At 62.1% G+C, this 17,425-nt stretch carries 15 protein-coding genes and 2 pseudogenes; 8 read left to right on the forward strand and 9 right to left on the reverse strand.

Translation table 11 applies throughout. From position 1 onward, the window contains the following. Nucleotides 1-94: 94 nt before the first annotated feature. The gene (locus AYM40_RS34065; protein ID WP_063500335.1) at nucleotides 95-988 is read right to left on the reverse strand and encodes a LysR family transcriptional regulator; all 894 of its coding nucleotides are present in this window, start codon (nucleotides 986-988) and stop codon (nucleotides 95-97) included. 100 nt (nucleotides 989-1,088) lie between these two features. Here AYM40_RS34065 and AYM40_RS34070 point away from each other — a divergent pair, with 100 nt between their 5' ends. Then, on the forward strand, nucleotides 1,089-1,685 hold the full coding sequence (locus tag AYM40_RS34070; protein ID WP_063500336.1) for an HD domain-containing protein: 597 nt from the start codon (nucleotides 1,089-1,091) through the stop codon (nucleotides 1,683-1,685). Nucleotides 1,686-1,691: 6 nt separating this feature from the next. Here the strand turns inward: AYM40_RS34070 and AYM40_RS34075 are convergent, their stop codons facing one another. The 6 genes and pseudogenes from AYM40_RS34075 to AYM40_RS39555 form a co-directional block, all read right to left on the reverse strand. Then, entirely contained in the window at nucleotides 1,692-3,470 is a 1,779-nt protein-coding gene (locus AYM40_RS34075) for an ABC transporter ATP-binding protein/permease (protein WP_063500337.1), read from the reverse strand. Then, on the reverse strand, nucleotides 3,467-4,105 hold the full coding sequence (locus AYM40_RS34080) for a DUF2235 domain-containing protein (RefSeq protein ID WP_063500338.1): 639 nt from the start codon (nucleotides 4,103-4,105) through the stop codon (nucleotides 3,467-3,469). The genes AYM40_RS34075 and AYM40_RS34080 overlap by 4 nt, the downstream gene beginning before the upstream one ends. A gap of 149 nt (nucleotides 4,106-4,254) precedes the next feature. Next, nucleotides 4,255-6,180: a potassium transporter Kup gene (locus tag AYM40_RS34085; RefSeq protein ID WP_063500339.1), complete on the reverse strand. Its 1,926-nt coding sequence runs from the start codon at nucleotides 6,178-6,180 to the stop codon at nucleotides 4,255-4,257. A 163-nt stretch (nucleotides 6,181-6,343) separates the two neighbouring features. Then, on the reverse strand, nucleotides 6,344-7,423 hold the full coding sequence (locus tag AYM40_RS34090) for an NAD(P)H-dependent flavin oxidoreductase (protein WP_063500340.1): 1,080 nt from the start codon (nucleotides 7,421-7,423) through the stop codon (nucleotides 6,344-6,346). Between the two features lie 4 nt (nucleotides 7,424-7,427). Then, nucleotides 7,428-7,655, reverse strand: coding sequence for a tautomerase family protein (locus AYM40_RS34095; protein WP_063500341.1), 228 nt, complete (start codon nucleotides 7,653-7,655; stop codon nucleotides 7,428-7,430). A gap of 46 nt (nucleotides 7,656-7,701) precedes the next feature. Continuing rightward, nucleotides 7,702-7,845: pseudogene (locus AYM40_RS39555) on the reverse strand (SDR family NAD(P)-dependent oxidoreductase); the annotation flags it as partial. A gap of 160 nt (nucleotides 7,846-8,005) precedes the next feature. On the opposite strand from AYM40_RS39555, the gene AYM40_RS34100 reads away from it, so the two are divergent. The 3 genes from AYM40_RS34100 to AYM40_RS34110 all read left to right on the forward strand — a co-directional run bounded on the left by AYM40_RS34100 (nucleotide 8,006) and on the right by AYM40_RS34110 (nucleotide 11,381). Next, nucleotides 8,006-8,986: a LysR family transcriptional regulator gene (locus tag AYM40_RS34100; RefSeq protein ID WP_063500342.1), complete on the forward strand. Its 981-nt coding sequence runs from the start codon at nucleotides 8,006-8,008 to the stop codon at nucleotides 8,984-8,986. A 6-nt stretch (nucleotides 8,987-8,992) separates the two neighbouring features. Beyond that, the gene (locus AYM40_RS34105; RefSeq protein WP_063500343.1) at nucleotides 8,993-9,919 is read left to right on the forward strand and encodes a LysR family transcriptional regulator; all 927 of its coding nucleotides are present in this window, start codon (nucleotides 8,993-8,995) and stop codon (nucleotides 9,917-9,919) included. A gap of 196 nt (nucleotides 9,920-10,115) precedes the next feature. Continuing rightward, complete coding sequence (locus AYM40_RS34110; RefSeq protein WP_063500344.1) at nucleotides 10,116-11,381, forward strand: MFS transporter; 1,266 nt, start codon at nucleotides 10,116-10,118, stop codon at nucleotides 11,379-11,381. Nucleotides 11,382-11,396: 15 nt separating this feature from the next. Here the strand turns inward: AYM40_RS34110 and AYM40_RS43015 are convergent. Continuing rightward, nucleotides 11,397-11,507: pseudogene (locus AYM40_RS43015) on the reverse strand (thioredoxin); the annotation flags it as partial. Between the two features lie 281 nt (nucleotides 11,508-11,788). Here AYM40_RS43015 and AYM40_RS34115 point away from each other — a divergent pair. After that, entirely contained in the window at nucleotides 11,789-12,088 is a 300-nt protein-coding gene (locus tag AYM40_RS34115; RefSeq protein ID WP_236721030.1) for a helix-turn-helix domain-containing protein, read from the forward strand. A 2-nt stretch (nucleotides 12,089-12,090) separates the two neighbouring features. Beyond that, nucleotides 12,091-13,314: a type II toxin-antitoxin system HipA family toxin gene (locus AYM40_RS34120; RefSeq protein ID WP_063500345.1), complete on the forward strand. Its 1,224-nt coding sequence runs from the start codon at nucleotides 12,091-12,093 to the stop codon at nucleotides 13,312-13,314. A gap of 95 nt (nucleotides 13,315-13,409) precedes the next feature. Here AYM40_RS34120 and AYM40_RS34125 read toward each other — a convergent pair whose 3' ends face one another. After that, on the reverse strand, nucleotides 13,410-13,799 hold the full coding sequence (locus tag AYM40_RS34125) for a hypothetical protein (protein WP_063500346.1): 390 nt from the start codon (nucleotides 13,797-13,799) through the stop codon (nucleotides 13,410-13,412). 464 nt (nucleotides 13,800-14,263) lie between these two features. On the opposite strand from AYM40_RS34125, the gene oxlT reads away from it, so the two are divergent. Next, nucleotides 14,264-15,595: an oxalate/formate MFS antiporter gene (gene oxlT / locus AYM40_RS34130; RefSeq protein ID WP_063500347.1), complete on the forward strand. Its 1,332-nt coding sequence runs from the start codon at nucleotides 14,264-14,266 to the stop codon at nucleotides 15,593-15,595. Nucleotides 15,596-15,659: 64 nt separating this feature from the next. Continuing rightward, on the forward strand, nucleotides 15,660-17,402 hold the full coding sequence (gene oxc, locus AYM40_RS34135; RefSeq protein ID WP_063500348.1) for an oxalyl-CoA decarboxylase: 1,743 nt from the start codon (nucleotides 15,660-15,662) through the stop codon (nucleotides 17,400-17,402). The last annotated feature ends 23 nt before the right edge of the window (nucleotides 17,403-17,425 follow it).

Raw genomic sequence — 17,425 nt, forward strand, 5'->3', positions numbered from 1 at the left:
CAATGAACGCTGTCATACGCGCGGTACATCGTGTGCCCGATATTATGGGCGATATCCCGGCAGCGTCGGACGAGCAGGTGCAAGGCGTATAGGCTTACAACTCCCGGGCTGCGCTGCGCAAAATTTCCTGAGCGCGTTGCGCGATCGGGGATAGGTAGCCGGCCCTTCGTATCAGTCCGACCTTACGCAGCAGGCCGTCAAGCTGGATCGGACGCACAGCAATGTCGAACGGCAGGGGGCCAGGGTCGAAGCTGCGCGCGTTGATCAAGCTGACCAACTGTGTAGTTGATACGATCAGAAACAACGCGGCCAAACTATTGGCCTCGGCCACCACGCGCATACGCGGGTACCCATGTTTTGCAAAGGCTTGCTCGATCTGCACACGCGCAAATTCCTGTCGACTGGACGCGGCCCATGCGCAGTCCACCAAATCCTCTAGCGTGACCGATTCCCGCTCAGCCAGAGGGTGCCCGGTGCTGACCATCAAGCTGTAGTGATCGTCATACAGCACCTCCTTGACCATGGATGCGTCCAATGTATCGGGCAAGGGGCATACAGCCAGTTCCACTTCACGCCGGTCAATGGCGTCCAATAGCGCATCGCTAAACGCTGTCGTCACATTGACGCGTGCGGCGGGCCGCTCCACCAGCAGCGTTGGGAACAGCGAGCGCAGCGCGAAACTCGTGGTGGCCGGCGTCGCACCGATGCGCAGCAGGCCTGCGTGTCCTCCACCAATATCGCGCGCTTCCTGCAGCGCACTATCGAGCTGCATGGAAACGCCCAATACCCGTGTATGGAATATCTTGCCCGCCTCGGTCAATACCGAGCCGCGTGCGGTGCGCTCGACCAGCGTTACTCCCACCTTGCGCTCCAGCCGCTGTATGGCCTTTGTCACGGCCGGCTGAGAAATGCCCAGCTGTTCGGCGGCGCGTGCCAGCGTACCGGTACTCGCGATGGTCAGGAAATATGCAAGGTCGCCATCAATCATGCCATTCCTTGGGGTTATGGATGTTGGCTTTCCAGTTATTGGATTTTATACCGCCCTCCTCCTGATAATGAAGCTCCAATTAACGAGAAGGAGTAGTCCCATGGAACACAATGAACAGTGCGCCGCGTTCCGCCATATGCGCGAGGGTACCGAGCAGGATTGGGCGATCATCGGTAATGAAATTGGGCCGTTCGCCAAAGGACTGCCTGGCCGCCTGCTGGACCACCTGCGCTTGCTGAATGGCGACTTTGGCGGCTTTCCTGTCGATCGTCAGACGCATAGCTTGCAGACTGCCACGCTGGCGCATCGCGACAGGCAGGACGAGGAATACGTGGTCTGCGCGCTGCTGCACGACATTGGCGACACGCTGGGAAGTTACAACCATGCCGACGTTGCAGCCGTGCTGCTGGAGCCATTCGTCAGCGCGGAAAATCACTGGATGATCAAGCACCATGGGATCTTCCAGGGACATTACTTCTTCCACCACATGGGCATGGACCGCAATCTGCGCGATAACTACCGCGACGTGCCGGAGTTGTTCAAACGTACCGCACATTTCTGCGAGAAATATGACGCGGCGGCCTTCGATCCGGATGCGGAAACGCTGCCGCTAGAGTTCTTCGAACCGATGGTGCGGCGAGTGTTTGCCGAGCCGAAGCGAACCCTGTACAAAACCGCATTCGAAAAAATCGGCTGAGTGTCGTCACGTCGGCGGCGGCCGTGTATCTGCCACCGTGTGCTCGCGCGCATGCGCAATATCGAGGGTCTCCTGGTGGAACTTCGCAAGCGACTTGCGGTGCGTGACACTGACAATCGCCGCTTTCGGCAATCGTTCGATCAACAGGCGATACAGATGCGCTTCGTTCTCGGTGTCGAGCGCACTCGTTGCTTCGTCGAGAAACACGTAGTCAGGCTTGTGCATCAGCACGCGTGCGGCCGCTAGCCGCTGCTGCTCGCCCGGAGAAAGAATGCGCCACCAATGGTGAGATTCGTGCAACCGGTCAGCATAGCCATCAAGCCGGCACAGACGCAGCGCCTCGCAACATGCCTCGTCGCTGAAATCGGCGGCCGCTGCGGGATAGGTGAGCCCAGCCTTCAGGGTGCCGACCGGCAGGTAGCTCTGCTGCGGGATGAACATCATGCGCGCGTTCACAGGTGCGTCGATCGAGCCGTTTCCGAACGGCCAGAGACCGGCCAGCGCGCGCAACAGCGTGCTCTTGCCCGAGCCGGACGGTCCGCGCACGAGCCAGCGCGAACCAGGCTTGACGGCGATGTCGCGCACGCTCGCGAGCGTCTCGCCGTTGGGCAGCGCAAGCGTGAGGTTGTGCGTGACGAGCTGGCTCTCGTCGACGTAGTGCAGATTGATGCCGCCATGCTCGGTTGCGGGCGACACGGACTCCTTCAGATGAGGCAGCTGCATGACGCGCCTGAACTCGCGCAGACGATTGACCGTTGCGCGCCATTGAACAAGCGTGTCGTAATTGTTGATGAACCACGAAAGCGATTCGCTAACCGAACCGAATGCGTCGGCGATTTGCATCAGCGTGCCGAAACTGAGCGCACCTGCGAAATAACGGGGCGACGCCACGACGATCGGAAAGATTTCGGCGATCTGACCGTAGAAATTGAGCACGAAGCTGTAGCGCCGCGTGTACTTCATCACGCGCCACCAGTTTTCACGAATCCGGCCGAACAGGTCCTGGGCGGTCGATTCCTCGGCCCGCATACCGTCGTAGAACGCAATCTGCTCGGCATTCTCGCGCAGACGGATCAGGCCGAACCGGAAATCCGCCTCGACGCGCTGCAACTGGTAGTTGATCGACACAAGCGGATGACCGACCTTGTTTGTCAGGAACGAGCCGGCAATCGCATAGACGATGGCTGCCCAGAGCATGTAGCCAGGAATCTGGACGGGCGTGCCGCCAATCATGACTGCCAGCGCGCCCGCCGTGCTCCATAGAACCGCCGAAAACCAGATGAGTGTTTCGAGCGTCGAGAGCAGGTCGAGTGTGAGCGAAAGTGTGGTGTTGGCGAATGACTCGAGATCGACGGCGATCCGCTGGTCAGGGTTGTCGGTGAGGCGATCGCGCTCGATGCGGTAGAAGGTGCCGTCGCCCAGCCATTCCTGCAGATAACGCGTGGTCAGCCACTGGCGCCAGCGGAAGCCAAGCATCTGACGCAGATAGCGGTTATAGACGGAAATCCCGACGAACGCGAACGCGAGCGCGCTGAAAAACAGCATCAGCTGCGGGAATTCATGCACCTTCCTGCCTTCCAGTGCGTTGTAGAAGTCACGGTTCCACGTGTTCAAGCGGGCGTTGATGCCAACCAGGATCAGGTCCATGGCGATGATCGTGATCAGCAGACCCCACGCGGTTCTGCGTTCCTCGGAGACCCAGTACGGTCTGATCAGGCTCCAGGCTGAGACACGGTCTGGTTGCCCGGATCCAGGGCCGGCCTGACCATCTGCCTGACGCGTCATGATGGTTGGCCTGCGCCAGAACCTCCGGGTGCTGTTGCGGGCGCGGTCAGGTCATCGTCTGAAGGCGCGTATGCCGCCCCCTTACCCGCCGGCATGCCGGCTGATTCGGCGATTTCAACCCGCAGACTTCCTTGATTATTCCAATACGCCCAGCTGGCATCGTTGGCAAAGCAATACAGGTAACCCGAGTATGGAGCCTCGATCTCCATCTCTCTGCCGACTCTGAAGTAGAAGGGTTGAGGTGGCACGCCTGCCTCGCCCGGTTGCCCTGGATATGAGATTGCACCGCAGAGTTCGAACCAGTTCGCCCCCCTGACCCGCTTGCACCACGCAAACAGGCGTTGCATCCAGTTGCCTCGCGTCCCCTCCGCGCCCGATGCGCTGTCCCCGTCCAGCCACGTTTGACCTTCAGGCACCTTGAACCGGTAGCGCACGCCCTCCTTCATGAAAATACCTGTCCAATTCCACAACGGGCTGGCGAAAACCCGCACCTGGACCGCCACCGCAGGGTCTATGTTCGGTCGATAGGGAGCCTGAAAGAAAAAGCGAACGACATTGGTTGGAACGGGCACCCCCTGAAACTCGTCGCTATCCGAGTTCCATGTGCCGTCACAGCAAACGAAAAGCCTCTTCATGTTCGCGGTCCTTCTCGTCCTGCGAGATTGTCATCGCGCAATGGAGCAACGGCGTCCTCGACACCCACGATTCACCGATTGACATCCCGACGCGGCCACTCGTCGGGGCCATCGGCTCGAAGAGTTCGAAGCCCGGCGGAAATTTCACCTCATATTTCGACGCGCGAGCCCAGTTCGATCACCCGGCTTGAACTCAGCTTGAAATAAGCCGCGGGGTTGCCGATATTGTGCGCCATCACGCTGAACACTCGTTCGCGCCACACCGGCATGCCCTTGCCTCCGGTCGCCACCACCGTGGCATGACTGAGGAAAAAGGACACCTGCGCCGGATCGACCACGAGGCCCTTCGGCTCGCAGTCGCGCAGCGCTTGCGGCAGGCTGGCCTCGTCCTTGAAGCCGTAGGTCACGAGGATGCTGTGGCAGTTGTGGCCCAGCGGCGTGATCGCCACGCGCTGCTCGCGCGGCACATAGGGCACATCCAGGTTGGTCACGTGCACGAACAGCACACGCTCGTGCAGCACGTGGTTGTGCGCCAGGTTGTTGATCAGCGCATGCGGCACGGTGCTGGGGTCGATGGTCAGGAACGCGGCAGTGCCGGGCACGCGTATCGTTTCCTTCGCGAACAGGCTGTCCAGGTACCTGGTCAGCGGCAGCGCGCCGGCATGGATGCTGGCCTCTTCGACCATCAGCGCACGGCCGCGGTGCCAGGTGGACATGACGGTGAACATGATCGCGCCCAGCAGCAGCGGGAACCATCCGCCATCCACGAACTTGAGCAGGTTGGCCGAGAAGAACGCGAAGTCGATGACAAAGAAGAAGCCGGTGGCCAGCACGCACAGCAACCAGTTGTAGTGCCAGGCGTAGCGCACCACGTAGAACGTGAGGAAGGTGGTGATCATCATGGTGCCCGTTACGGCGATACCGTAGGCGGAACCCAGCGCGGTAGAGGAGCCGAAGCCCAGCACCGCCCCCACCACCGCGATCAGCAGCAGCCAGTTGATGGCAGGCACATAGATCTGGCCGACCTCGCGCTCGGAGGTGTAGACGATGCCCATGCGCGGCATGAAGCCCAGTTGCATGGCCTGCTTGGTCATGGAAAACGCGCCGCTGATCACCGCCTGCGACGCAATCACAGTCGCCACCGTGGCCAGCAGCACCATCGGAAACAGGGTCACCGAAGGGAACAGGTGGAAGAAGGGGTTGTCGACGGCCTTGGCGTCCGACAACAGCAGCGCGCCCTGGCCCAGGTAGTTGAGCCCCAGCGCGGGTAGCACCAGAGCGAACCACGACAGGCGGATCGGCGGCGCGCCGAAGTGGCCCATGTCGGCATACAGCGCCTCGGCGCCGGTCAGCGCCAGCACCACCGCGCCGAGCGAGACAAAGGCCCGCCAGCCGTTACGCATCAGGAATTCGAGGCCCACGAACGGGTTGAACGCGTCGAGGATGCCCGGCGCGCGACCGATGCTGAGCAGTCCCGCCACCGCAATCACACCGAACCACAGCACCATCACCGGCCCGAACACCGCGCCGATGCCGGCCGTGCCGCGCCGCTGCACCAGGAACAAAGCGCTCAGCACGACCAGCGCGATCGACACCACGAAGGGCTTGAGCTGCGGCTCCGCCACTTCCAGCCCTTCCACCGCGCTGAGCACCGAGATGGCCGGCGTGATGACGCCGTCGCCGTAGAACAGCGCTGCACCGAACACGCCGGCGAGCAGCAGCCCGTTGCGCAGGCGGGGCCGGTCCACCACCGAACTGGAGGCCAGCGCCAGCAGCGCCATGATGCCGCCCTCGCCGTGGTTGTGGGCGCGCATGATCAGCGTCACGTACTTTAGCGTCACCACGATGATCAGCGACCAGATGATGAGCGACACCACGCCCAGTACATTGAAGCGGTTGAGCACCAGCCCGTGACCCGAATCGAATACCGTGCTCATGGTGTAGAGCGGACTGGTGCCGATGTCGCCGAACACGATGCCGATGGCGGCCAGCGCCAGCTTGACCATCGAGCCGTGGCTGCCTTGCGCGCCGTGGTCGGCCTGGGCGCCCGATTGCGGGCCTGAAGACGATTCCATGAATGGCTCCTTCTCAGTGGGTGGGGGCCCTCCGCCAGCGAACGGTGCGCCGGCGCGCAATCCAGGTCAGTTACTTCACCGTACGACAAAGCGGCTCGATCTAACAGTGCAGACTGCACGCGTCGTGCGCGGTCGGTTTCCGCGTACGGCACACTTCAAGCGTTCACCTAGCCGTTCCAGTTTGCGCTTCACGGACTTCGCGAACCAGCGTCTGAACCAGTTCCGCCGCCGGCATCGCACGCGAAAGCCGCACGGCCTGCCCTGCCCATTGAGCTGCATAGGCAGCGCTTCCGTGCGCTTTGGCGGCCGCGTGCAACGCCTTTCCGGTGTCGTAAGCAATCGGATAATCAGGCAGCGCGGGGCACGTTGGATCATCGCCCAACTCGCTGAACTGGTTCTCGATGCCGCGCGCCGCACGTCCAGAGATCGCGCTAATAAATGTCGTGCGACTGTGCGGACTCAGCAGTGCCGCCCGATACGCTGCGTCGGCGGCGGATTCGGGCGAGGCAATGAATGCGGTGCCGAGTTGTGCCGCCTGTGCGCCCAGCGCCAACGCAGCCGCGATGCCCGCGCCGTCCATGATGCCGCCGGCCGCGATCACCGGCAGTGGAATCTCGCGAACAATCAGCCGCACGAGCGCCATTGTGCCGAGCAACTCGTCCGGGGCCGACGGGTCGAAATTCCCTCGATGACCGCCGGCCTCGGCGCCCTGCGCAACGATGCCATCCAGTCCTGCTGCATGGATCCGAGCTGCCTCGTCAAGACTGGTGGCACTCCCAAGCAGCATGATCCCGGCTTCGCGTAACGCAGCGATTTTCCTGGCCGACGGCAACCCGAAGTGAAAGCTGACCACAGCCGGACGCTCGTCGAGCAACATCTCGAGCATCGCATCGTCTTCGACAAAACTCGTATAGATCTCGCGCAGCGCCGTGGGTGGTTGAGCACCGAAGCGCGCGAAGTGCGGCGCCAGATAGTCGAGCCAACGCGCCTCCCGAACGGGATCGGCAACGGCCGGCGCATGCACAAACACATTGACGTTAAACGGCTTGCCGCTCAATGCGCGAATTTCGTGGATCGCCGTCCGCGCGCTCTGCGCATTCATCGCACCGACACCGAGCGAGCCCAATGCGCCCGCGTTCGACACCGCCGCGGCAAGCGCCGGCGTGCCCACGCCCGCCATCGGCGCCTGGATGATCGGCAAGGCAACGCCCAACCGGGCGAGCAGATTCGGAGAGTCCTTCATGTCCTCAGCTCCTTGAAATCGCTACGCGCTCAGCGTTCCCGCGCGCGTATGTCTGTGATGGATTCCCCCCCCAGCCCCAATTGTCCGTGTCGATTTCCTCGATCACGACAAAAGTGGCCGCGGGGTCCTTGTGCAACACGCGCACCACAAGATCGGTCGCGCCCTTGATCAACTCGGCCTTCTGCTCGCGGGTAACGCCTTCGCGCGTCACCTGAATATTGATGTACGGCATCATGCACTCCTTTCAGTTGCCCCGGGTTCGACGGGACGTATTACCACTTACCGGCAGCCGTCCCGCCATCCAAGCGCGTGCGGGCATTGCCGACGACGTTGTAGCCACGCTCCACATAGGCCTCGGCCAGCGCAAAGCCGACACCGCTAGATGCACCGGTGACGACGACAGTCTTGTTTTGCCTGTTCATGACGCTCGGCTCCATGGGTAAAGGAAAACGGCTCCGAGCCACGCATCGGCGGGCATCGCAGGGAGTCGCGATGGCTGTCCGGCTCCCATGTAACTGACTATACTTATGCCACTCGCGTCGATAAATACGCCCAAGTAGAATTCATTTGATACATCAGGTAATGAATAGCTCACGGATCATCGAACGAAACAGCAAGCGCCAGTTCGACGACTTGATGCTCGGCAGCATCGAGCTGTTCTGTCTCGCGGCGGAACTGGAGAGCTTTACGGACGCCGCCACCGCAGCCGGCGTCACGCCGGCGGCGGTGAGCCGCTCGGTGTCGCGGCTGGAGGAGCGCATGGAGGTGCGGCTCTTCGTCAGAACCACACGCCGTATCCGGCTGACCGACGCGGGCAGGACGTACTACGAGCGTTGTCGCGAGGCGCTCGGACAACTCGTCGACGCAGAGCGCGAAGCCACGGGCCAGCAGTCCGCCGCCGCCGGCGTGTTGCGCATCAGCATGCCGACGCCCTATGCGCACTATCGCGTGCTGCCCATCCTGCCGGCCTTTCGCGAACGGCATCCGCAGGTGCGGGTCGACGTGCACATCAGCAATCGCAACATCGACTTCGCCGAAGAAGGCTTCGATCTGGCCATTCGCGGCAGCGCGCCGGGCGAATCGAATCTGATCGCCCGCAAGCTCGAAGACGCGGAACTGGTCGTGGTGGCCAGCCGCGCTTATCTGTCGCGAGCCGGAACGCCGTCGTCGCTGGAGGACCTCGCGCGCCACGATTGCATTCAGTTCGACCTGCCAAGCAGTGGCCGCAAGATTCCCTGGCTGTTCAAAAGCGGGGCGGACGTGCAGGAGCATTTCACCGATGGCGGCTATTCGAGCGCGGGCGATGTACTTGGCGGCGTGACGTTGGCGCGCAGCGGCGCCGGGCTGTTCCAGACGTATCGTTTCGTCGTCGAGCAGGACCTGGCGACAGGCGCTCTGGTGGAAGTGTTGCCGGCGCTCGGCGGCGCCTCCCGGCCGTTCGTGCTGCTGTATCCCCACAAACGCCATCTGTCGTTGCGGGTGCGGCGCTTCGTCGATTTTCTCGTCGCGACGCTCGGCTCCGCTCCGGGCAATCAGCTCGCCTCTTCCCTCCTTGACGGCTGAACGGCAATGGATCGAATCGACGCGATGAAGGTATTCGTCGCCGCCCTCGACGAGGGCAGCCTTGCCGCGGCAGGCCGGCGCCTCGGCCGCTCGCCCGCCGCCGTGAGCCGGGCCATTGCGTTTCTCGAAGCGCATGCCGGCATGGCGCTGCTGCATCGCACCACGCGCACGATCAAGCTGAGCGAAGCCGGCGAGCGCTACGCTGCCTCGTGCCGGCGAATCCTGACCGACCTCGAAGAAGCCGATCTGATGATCGCCGGCGAACGCGCGGCGCCACGCGGCACGCTGACGCTGACCGCGCCCGTGGCCGCCGGTCAGGACTTTCTGCGCCCGCTGCTCGACGAGTTTGTGGACCTGTATCCGGATGTCACCGCGCGCCTCTATCTGCTCGACCGCCCTGCCAACCTGATCGACGAAGGGATCGACGTCGCGCTGCGCATTGCCCACCTGGCCGATTCGACGCTGATCGCGACGCCGGTCGGCGAAGTCCGCCGGGTGGTCGCCGCCGCGCCGCGCTATCTCGCCAACCATCCGCGTCTCGAGGAACCCGGCGATCTCGCCCAACACCGGATCATTTCGATGACGCATTTCGGCGTCGATTCGTGGAGCTTTCCGTCATCGAACAATTCGGCGGCTCCACAAACGGTGCACTTCACGCCGCGGCTGATCGTCAACAGCGTGCAAGGCGCGGTGGCCTCCGCCGTCGACGGCTACGGGGTCACGCGGCTCTTTTCGTATCACATCGCCGAGCAGGTCCGCGAAGCTTCGTTGAAGATCGTGCTGGCCGGTTACGAGCAAGCGCCGCTCCCTGTTCATCTGCTCACGCCGCAAGGCCGTCTCTCGGTGCCGAAAGTCCGGGCCTTCGTCGACTTCGCGGTACCGCGTCTACGCACCCATTTCAGCACGCTCAAAGCGATCACCGACGCGGATTAAACCGTCACGCGGAAGAATGTCTGCCGCGCGGCGGCGATTCTCTCGCCACGCGTTCGTCCCTAAACTGCTTTCCATGGGTAACAGCTGCGGCCAAACCTGGTTGCAACGCCAAACGCATGGAGCAGGCAATGGACTCGGAACAGAACGTGGTACTCGTCGCCGGTGCGCAGATGCGCGCGGAATCACGGGGGGCGATATGAATCAGGCAGCCAATGTGGCGCCCCTTGGGGCCGGGTTCACGAACGCCACCAGCTACGCCGAACGGAATACATGCTACTGGCGCCGCAACCTTTTCATTTGCGTGTTCGGCTCGTTTACCACACTGGTCAGTCTGAGCATGTTGCTGCCGTTTCTGCCCCTCTATGTGCAGCAACTCGGTGTAACTTCGCAGGCCGCGATCGTGCAGTGGTCAGGCGTGGCGTTCGGCGCGACCTTTCTCGGCACGGCCGTCACGGCGCCGCTCTGGGGGCGTCTGGCCGATCGTTATGGGCGCAAGCCGATGCTCGTAAGGGCAGCAGTCGGCATGGCGATCGTGATGTCGTTGATCGGCATGGCGCACAACGTGACCGAGCTGGTGGTGTTGCGGCTGCTGGCCGGATTGATCGGGGGATATGCATCGGCGTCGATTGTGATGATCGGCACCCAGGCGCCTCGCGAACGCGCGGGATGGGCACTCGGCATCCTCTCGACCGGCTCGCTGGCCGGCAGTCTCGCGGGTCCGCTGGTCGGCGGTCTGCTGCCCTCGTTGATCAGCATTCGCAGTACGTTCTTCGCCGGCGGCGCCATGATCGCGGTCGCCGCCGTGCTGACGATCCTGTTCGTACGGGAAGACTTTCGCCCCGACGCCGATGCCAAGGCGCGCGCCCCAACAAGCGCGGCGGCGCCGAAGCTGACCAACCGCACCGTGATGGTCGCGCTGCTGCTGACCGCGATGATGGTGCTGCTCGCCAACATGTCGATCGAACCGATCATCACCGTGTATATCGCGCACCTCAATGTGCCGACCGACCACCTGGCCCGCACGGCCGGCATCGTGATGGCGTGCTCGGCGTTCGGCAGCATGCTGACGGCGGCGCGGCTTGGCGCATTGGCGGACCGGATCGGCAGTTGGAACGTGATTATCGGATGCCTCGTGTTGACCGGACTCGTCATGGTGCCGCAAGCGTTCGTCACGCAGTGGTGGCAACTGGCCCTTCTGCGCGGTTTGATGGGCATGACATTGGCTGGCCTGCTGCCGTCGATTGCGAAACTGGTCCGGCACGCGGCCAGTGAACAGCAGTCGGGAACGATGCTCGGGTATCTTCAGTCGGCGCAATTCGCCGGTCAGGTTATCGGGCCGTTGATCGGTGGAGTGATCGGCGTTCATCTTGGCCTGCACGCCGTGTTCTTCGTCACAGGCTCGCTGTTGATTGCTTGTGCCGTGCTGGGTCAGGTTGTGCGCAGCCGGCCGATGCACGCGTGATGGTCTCCGGCTGGCGACCAGATAAAACGCAGGCCAATACTGGTTGTCGTAGGCGCGCCACGTTGCATAGTCGTTGTCCTGCGCCACCGGGAACGTAATGTCGAAGCGTTTGATCGCCGTTTTGAGGGCACGTGGTCTACACGCACTTCGGCGAAGGCGACCACGAACAGACCGAAGCGAAGATCAAGGCCTTGCTGGCGGAAAACTCATCGCCGGCCGTGCAGGCATGCTGTGCAACCGCGCGATCGTGAGCGACTTCGAGTAATCATCATTTTCTGGCTGGTTAACTCGAAAAATATAGTATAAACGGCACATATTTACCTGTTAAATAGGATCGCATTGTTCCAATGAACATTAACCGGTAAAATATTAACGTTTATCGGCAAATTTGATGGATAACCGGCAAAATGTTGCTCTTTGATCTCGCTACTGCGGACGAAATCGCGCTTGAACTGGGTCAACGGCTACGCGTGCAGCGCCTCGCTCAGAATCTTCAGCAAAGCGAACTGGCCGCCCGCGCCGGGGTGTCCGAGCGCGCGGTACGCAACCTCGAACGTACCGGGAAGGCAACGCTTGAGAGTCTTCTCCGGGTAGCGATGGCGCTTGGGCTGACCGGCTCGCTGTCGCCTCTGTTCGAATACAAACCGAACTCCATTCGCGCGATGGAAAAGGCGAGCGCCGCGCGTGAGCGGGCTTCCCGGAGGTGACGATGAAAAAACTGAGCGTCGTCTACGCCGGCTGGAGCGAGCGTTTCGAACTGGGCAAGCTCGGGGACGACGGGACAAACCTGATATTTGAGTACTCCTCCGAGGCGCTGCAACGCGGTCTCGAGCTTTCGCCCTTGCATCTGGCATTGCGTCAGCAGGCCTACGATAGCTTTCCGGACCACCAGTTTCGCTTGCCAGGGCTCGTTTCCGATGCGCTGCCCGACGGCTGGGGCATGCTGCTAATGGACCGTCTCTTTCGGCAGCGAGGCTGGGAGCCTGCGCGGATGTCCCCGCTCGACCGTCTTGCGTTCATTGGCGAGAAGGCAATGGGTGCCCTTGTTTTTGAGCCGGCTCAGGGAGACGATCTTCAACCTTCCGATGTGCAGCTTATCGAGCTTGCCCGGGAGGTCCGCGAAGTGATGACGGACGGCAGTACCGAGTTGCTGCGCGAACTCGTCCTGATGGGCGGCTCGCCGCACGGCGCCCGGCCTAAAGTGCTGGTCAACTTCGACCCGCACAGTGGCCGCATGTCGAACTCGGAGCAGCGTGCCGGCACGCCCTGGCTGGTCAAGTTTCCCGCCCAGTACGACCACAAGGAGGTGTGCGCAGTCGAGGCGCTGTATGCCGTGCTTGCCGAAGCATGTGAGATTCCCGTGCCGTTAACAAGGTACTTTGATCTCGGTCCGTCTCTTTCAGCATTCGGCATCGAGCGTTTCGACCGGTCTGGCGCTCAGCGCGTGCCAATGCACACCGCTGCCGGCGCGCTGAACGCCAACTTCCGATATCCGTCGATCGACTATGGTTCGCTTCTGAAATTGACTCGCTTCATCACGCGGGATGAGCGTGAAGTGTTGCGGGCCTTTGAGCGCTGTGTGTTCAATGTGGTGTTCAACAATCGGGACGACCACACGAAAAACTTCTCTTTCCGACTGTCGGCGCAGGGGCAGTGGCAATTCTCACCGGCTTACGACTTGACCTTCAACGAAGGGCCGGGCGGTGAGCATCAAATGGACGTGTGCGGCGAGAGCCGCGCGCCGGCGCGTAAGCATCTGTTGCAGCTTGCCAGCCTGACGGGCCTACCGGCCCGTGCCGCGGAGGCGGTCATTGAACGCACTGCGGGGGTGGCCGGCCGGTTTCGGGATCACGCGCGGAGCTTTCCTATTCGGCGCGCAACGGTAAGCCTGATCGCAGGCAAGATAGAAACGAATCGCGCGCGCATGCTGTGAAGCGAGATCAATGAATGAACACTGATTAGCGGCGTGCGCCGCTGATGAGGCAGCGCACGCCGCGATCGCCGCTTCGACCTCATCCGCCGCCGCGTCTAAACACCAGCCAGCGCCGGCAGCTCGACCTCGTACGACACGCGCACGCGCCGGCTGCTTGTCGGTGGCTGATGTGCCACGTCGCTCAGTTGCGCCGCGCTCTCGACGCGCCTCGGTATGCGCGCGGGATAGCGGGCGTTTTTCTTCTCGAGAATGGCCCGGCTCAGAAACCCGGCGCTATACGCTTTCAGCAAGTGCGCATGGTGCGCTTCGATATACGCAGCAATCTGCGCCTCCTCACCGTCGATCATGGCGACTAGCGCCAGCGTGCTCGCATCCCAACGGAAGCGCAGGCCGAGTTCATCGAACGCACTGTTATAGGCGCACAGTTGCGCCTCGACTTCCGGATCATGCGTGCTGTCGCAAGCGTCGAACTGGGACTGGTTCATGTTCGTCTCCTTCAGGCAAATGGCATGACCAACAATAGGAGCACACGTAGATAAACAACAATTAAAGTTATTTCGAAAAACAATAGTGTTTTGTTTATACATTCGATTCCCCTCCAGTACGGCAGCGACCCAATCCGGATGTCCGGACAGCTGCATCGCGTTGCTCACAGCCCAATAGTCAGTAGCAGCACGCCTATCTATTAGGTATGCCTAATGCAAACCATAAAATGTTTTAACTTTCACTTATCGCCGTTCTCGCGCAGCATCTCCTCAGACGCGCTCCACGCCAAACACCTTTCACCCAGTTGTCGTGCGATCGACGGGTAAGGGTTTTCGTTAGTGCAGTTCCCGCTGGCCGACCATTGGCGCGCCATTGCCCACCAACAAACCGGCAATGAAGCGATTCGATCACGTAAGTCCAACGCGCCACCCGAGCGCGACGGAATCTACAGGAGACGAAAGACATGGGACATTCCAACGTATCCCGGAGCGGCAGTACGGCGTTCTGGCATCACCGCTGGGTGCAACTGGCGATCGGCATTGTGTGCATGGGGCTTGTCGCGAATCTGCAATATGCGTGGACGCTTTTCGTCGTACCTATGGATAACGCCCACCATTGGGGCCAGGCGGCAATCCAGACCGCGTTCACCGTCTTCATCGTCACTGAAACCTGGCTCGTGCCTGTCGAAGGCTGGCTGGTCGACAAGTTCGGGCCGCGCCCGGTCGTGATTGGCGGTTCGCTGTGTGCGGCGCTCGGCTGGATCATCGACGCGCATGCGAGCAGTCTCGCCGAGCTCTACGTCGCGGCAGTGATCGCCGGCATCGGCGCGGGTTGCGTGTATGGCACCTGCGTCGGCACGGCGCTCAAATGGTTTCCGGACAAGCGCGGTCTCGCGGCCGGTTTGACCGCGGCAGGGTTCGGCGCCGGCGCGGCCGTCACCGTAATCCCGATCGCCAACATGATTCAGCGCTCGGGCTACGAACACACGTTCATGTTCTTCGGCATTTTCCAGGGCGCCTGCATGCTGCTGCTCGGCACCATGCTGATACGGCCGAAACCGCCCGCAACCGCAGCCACGGCCAAACGCGTGGTGGCAAGCAAGATCGACTACACGCCCGGCGAGATGATCCGTTCGCCGCTCTTCTGGGTGCTGTACCTGATGTTCGTGTTCGTCGCGGCCGGCGGCATCATTGCAACCGCCCAGCTTGGGCCGATCGCGAAGGAATTCGGCTTTGCCAAACAGCCGGTGAATCTGCTGGGCGTCACGCTGCCGCTGCTCACGATGACGCTGTCGATCGACAATCTGTGCAACGGCTTCACGCGTCCGTTGTGCGGTTTTCTGTCGGACCGCATCGGCCGTGAAAACACGATGTTCATGATCTTTCTCGGCGAAGGCGTCGCGCTGCTGGGACTCATGCAGTTCGGCCACAACCCCTACGCATTCATGTTCTTCGCAGCCACCGTGTTCCTGTGCTGGGGCGAGATCTTCTCGATCTTCCCGGCCACCTGCGCGGACACGTTCGGCAGCAAATACGCCGCGGCCAATGCGGGGACGCTTTATACCGCGAAGGGGACCGCGTCGATGCTGGTGCCGATCGCATCGGTGCTGTCGGCGAACGGCGGGTGGAGCACCGTGTTCATCTCGGCGGCGGCGATCTCGATCGCGGCAGCGGTGTCCGCGAAGTTCATCCTCGCCCCCATGAGAAAACGCTGGATCGAGAACTCGGGCGCGCCGGCTGGCATGGTCATCGCCGAAGCGCGGCTGCAACCGTCGTCCGGCGGCTCGCCTGAATAAACAACAACGTGAGCGCGCAACTCGCGACGAATCCCATAACGCCCCGTGACCAAGGAGAGACATCATGGCAGAAGCCGATAGGCCCGCAGAAGAAGCGACCCCGAAGCAACAGGCAGCCGAGACGACCGACGGATTTCATCTCGTCATCGACGCGCTGAAACTGAACGACATCAGCACCATCTTTGGTCTTGTCGGCATCCCGATCACCGACCTCGCGCGGCTCGCACAAGCGGAAGGGATGCGTTTCATCGGGTTTCGTCATGAACAGCACGCGGGCAACGCAGCGGCCATTACCGGTTTCATGACGCAGAAGCCTGGCATCTGCCTGACGGTGTCGGCGCCGGGCTTTCTGAACGGCTTGACCGCGCTCGCCAACGCGACCACCAACTGCTTCCCCATGATCCTGATCAGCGGCTCGAGCGAGCGCGAGATCGTGGATCTGCAGCAGGGCGATTACGAAGAGATGGATCAGTTGAATGCCGCCAAGCCGTATGCGAAGGCCGCGTACCGCGTGCTGCATGCGGAAGACATCGGCATCGGCGTGGCGCGTGCGATCCGTGCCGCGGTGTCGGGCCGTCCGGGTGGCGTGTATCTGGACTTGCCGGCCAAGTTGCTCGCGCAAACGCTTGACGCCGTGAAGGCACAACAGTCGCTGGTCAAAGTCGTCGACGCCGCGCCGCGTCAGTTGCCGGCGCCGGAATCGGTCAAGCGTGCGATCGATGTGCTGAAGAGCGCCAAGCGTCCACTGATCCTGCTCGGCAAGGGCGCCGCGTATGCGCAGGCCGACGCGGAGATCCGCGCGTTCGTCGAGCAAAGCGGCATTCCGTATCTGCCGATGTCGATGGCCAAGGGCCTGTTGCCCGATACCCACGAGCAATCGGCGTCGGCGGCGCGCTCGTTCGTGCTGCAGGAAGCCGACGTCGTCGTGCTGATCGGCGCGCGTCTGAACTGGCTGCTCTCGCATGGCAAGGGCAAAACGTGGGGCGCTGAGCCCAAGCGGTTCGTCCAGGTCGATATTTCGCCGACCGAAATCGACAGCAACGTCGCGATTGCCGCGCCGGTGATCGGCGATATCGGCTCGTGCGTGGCGGCATTGCGTGCTGGCCTCGATGCGGGATTCGCGAAGCCGGGCGCTGAGTGGACCGGCGCGATCGCCGAGCGCAAGAGCAAGAACCTCGCAAAGATGGCCGCCACGCTCGATAAGAACCCGTCGCCGATGAATTTCCACAGCGCATTGCGCGCAATCCGCGATGTTCTGAAGACGCGCCCGGACATCAACGTCGTCAACGAAGGTGCGAACACACTCGACTACGCGCGCAGCATCATCGACATGTACGAGCCGCGCAAACGCTTCGATTCCGGCACGTGGGGAATCATGGGCATCGGCATGGGCTTCGCGATCGGCGCGGCGGTGACAAGCGGCAAACCGGTTGTCGCGATCGAAGGTGACAGCGCGTTCGGTTTCAGCGGCATGGAACTCGAAACCATCTGCCGGTACGACTTGCCGGTTTGCACGATCGTCTTCAACAACAACGGTGTGTATCGCGGCACCGACGTGAACCCGACGGGCGGCAAGGACGTCGCGCCGACCGTGTTCGTGAAGGGTGCGCGCTACGACAAGATGATCGAAGCATTCGGCGGTGTCGGCTACCACGCGACCACACCGGAAGAACTGACGAAGGCGCTCGTCGAAGCGCTCGCATCGGGCAAGCCGACCTTGATCAATGCCGTGATCGACGAAGCGGCCGGCACCGAAAGCGGCCGCCTGACCAATCTGAATCCGCAAAGCGCGGCAATGAAAAAGTGATCCAGCGTAACCAAGGAGATATC

This window comes from Paraburkholderia phytofirmans OLGA172, assembly GCF_001634365.1.
Taxonomy (GTDB): domain Bacteria; phylum Pseudomonadota; class Gammaproteobacteria; order Burkholderiales; family Burkholderiaceae; genus Paraburkholderia.

Coding starts and splice junctions, on each gene's coding strand:
- AYM40_RS34065 (WP_063500335.1), bottom strand. CDS start 988: ATGATTGATGGCGACCTTGCATATTTCCTGACCATCGCGAGTACCGGT.
- AYM40_RS34070 (WP_063500336.1), top strand. CDS start 1,089: ATGGAACACAATGAACAGTGCGCCGCGTTCCGCCATATGCGCGAGGGT.
- AYM40_RS34075 (WP_063500337.1), bottom strand. CDS start 3,470: ATGACGCGTCAGGCAGATGGTCAGGCCGGCCCTGGATCCGGGCAACCA.
- AYM40_RS34080 (WP_063500338.1), bottom strand. CDS start 4,105: ATGAAGAGGCTTTTCGTTTGCTGTGACGGCACATGGAACTCGGATAGC.
- AYM40_RS34085 (WP_063500339.1), bottom strand. CDS start 6,180: ATGGAATCGTCTTCAGGCCCGCAATCGGGCGCCCAGGCCGACCACGGC.
- AYM40_RS34090 (WP_063500340.1), bottom strand. CDS start 7,423: ATGAAGGACTCTCCGAATCTGCTCGCCCGGTTGGGCGTTGCCTTGCCG.
- AYM40_RS34095 (WP_063500341.1), bottom strand. CDS start 7,655: ATGCCGTACATCAATATTCAGGTGACGCGCGAAGGCGTTACCCGCGAG.
- AYM40_RS34100 (WP_063500342.1), top strand. CDS start 8,006: ATGAATAGCTCACGGATCATCGAACGAAACAGCAAGCGCCAGTTCGAC.
- AYM40_RS34105 (WP_063500343.1), top strand. CDS start 8,993: ATGGATCGAATCGACGCGATGAAGGTATTCGTCGCCGCCCTCGACGAG.
- AYM40_RS34110 (WP_063500344.1), top strand. CDS start 10,116: ATGAATCAGGCAGCCAATGTGGCGCCCCTTGGGGCCGGGTTCACGAAC.
- AYM40_RS34115 (WP_236721030.1), top strand. CDS start 11,789: ATGTTGCTCTTTGATCTCGCTACTGCGGACGAAATCGCGCTTGAACTG.
- AYM40_RS34120 (WP_063500345.1), top strand. CDS start 12,091: ATGAAAAAACTGAGCGTCGTCTACGCCGGCTGGAGCGAGCGTTTCGAA.
- AYM40_RS34125 (WP_063500346.1), bottom strand. CDS start 13,799: ATGAACCAGTCCCAGTTCGACGCTTGCGACAGCACGCATGATCCGGAA.
- oxlT (WP_063500347.1), top strand. CDS start 14,264: ATGGGACATTCCAACGTATCCCGGAGCGGCAGTACGGCGTTCTGGCAT.
- oxc (WP_063500348.1), top strand. CDS start 15,660: ATGGCAGAAGCCGATAGGCCCGCAGAAGAAGCGACCCCGAAGCAACAG.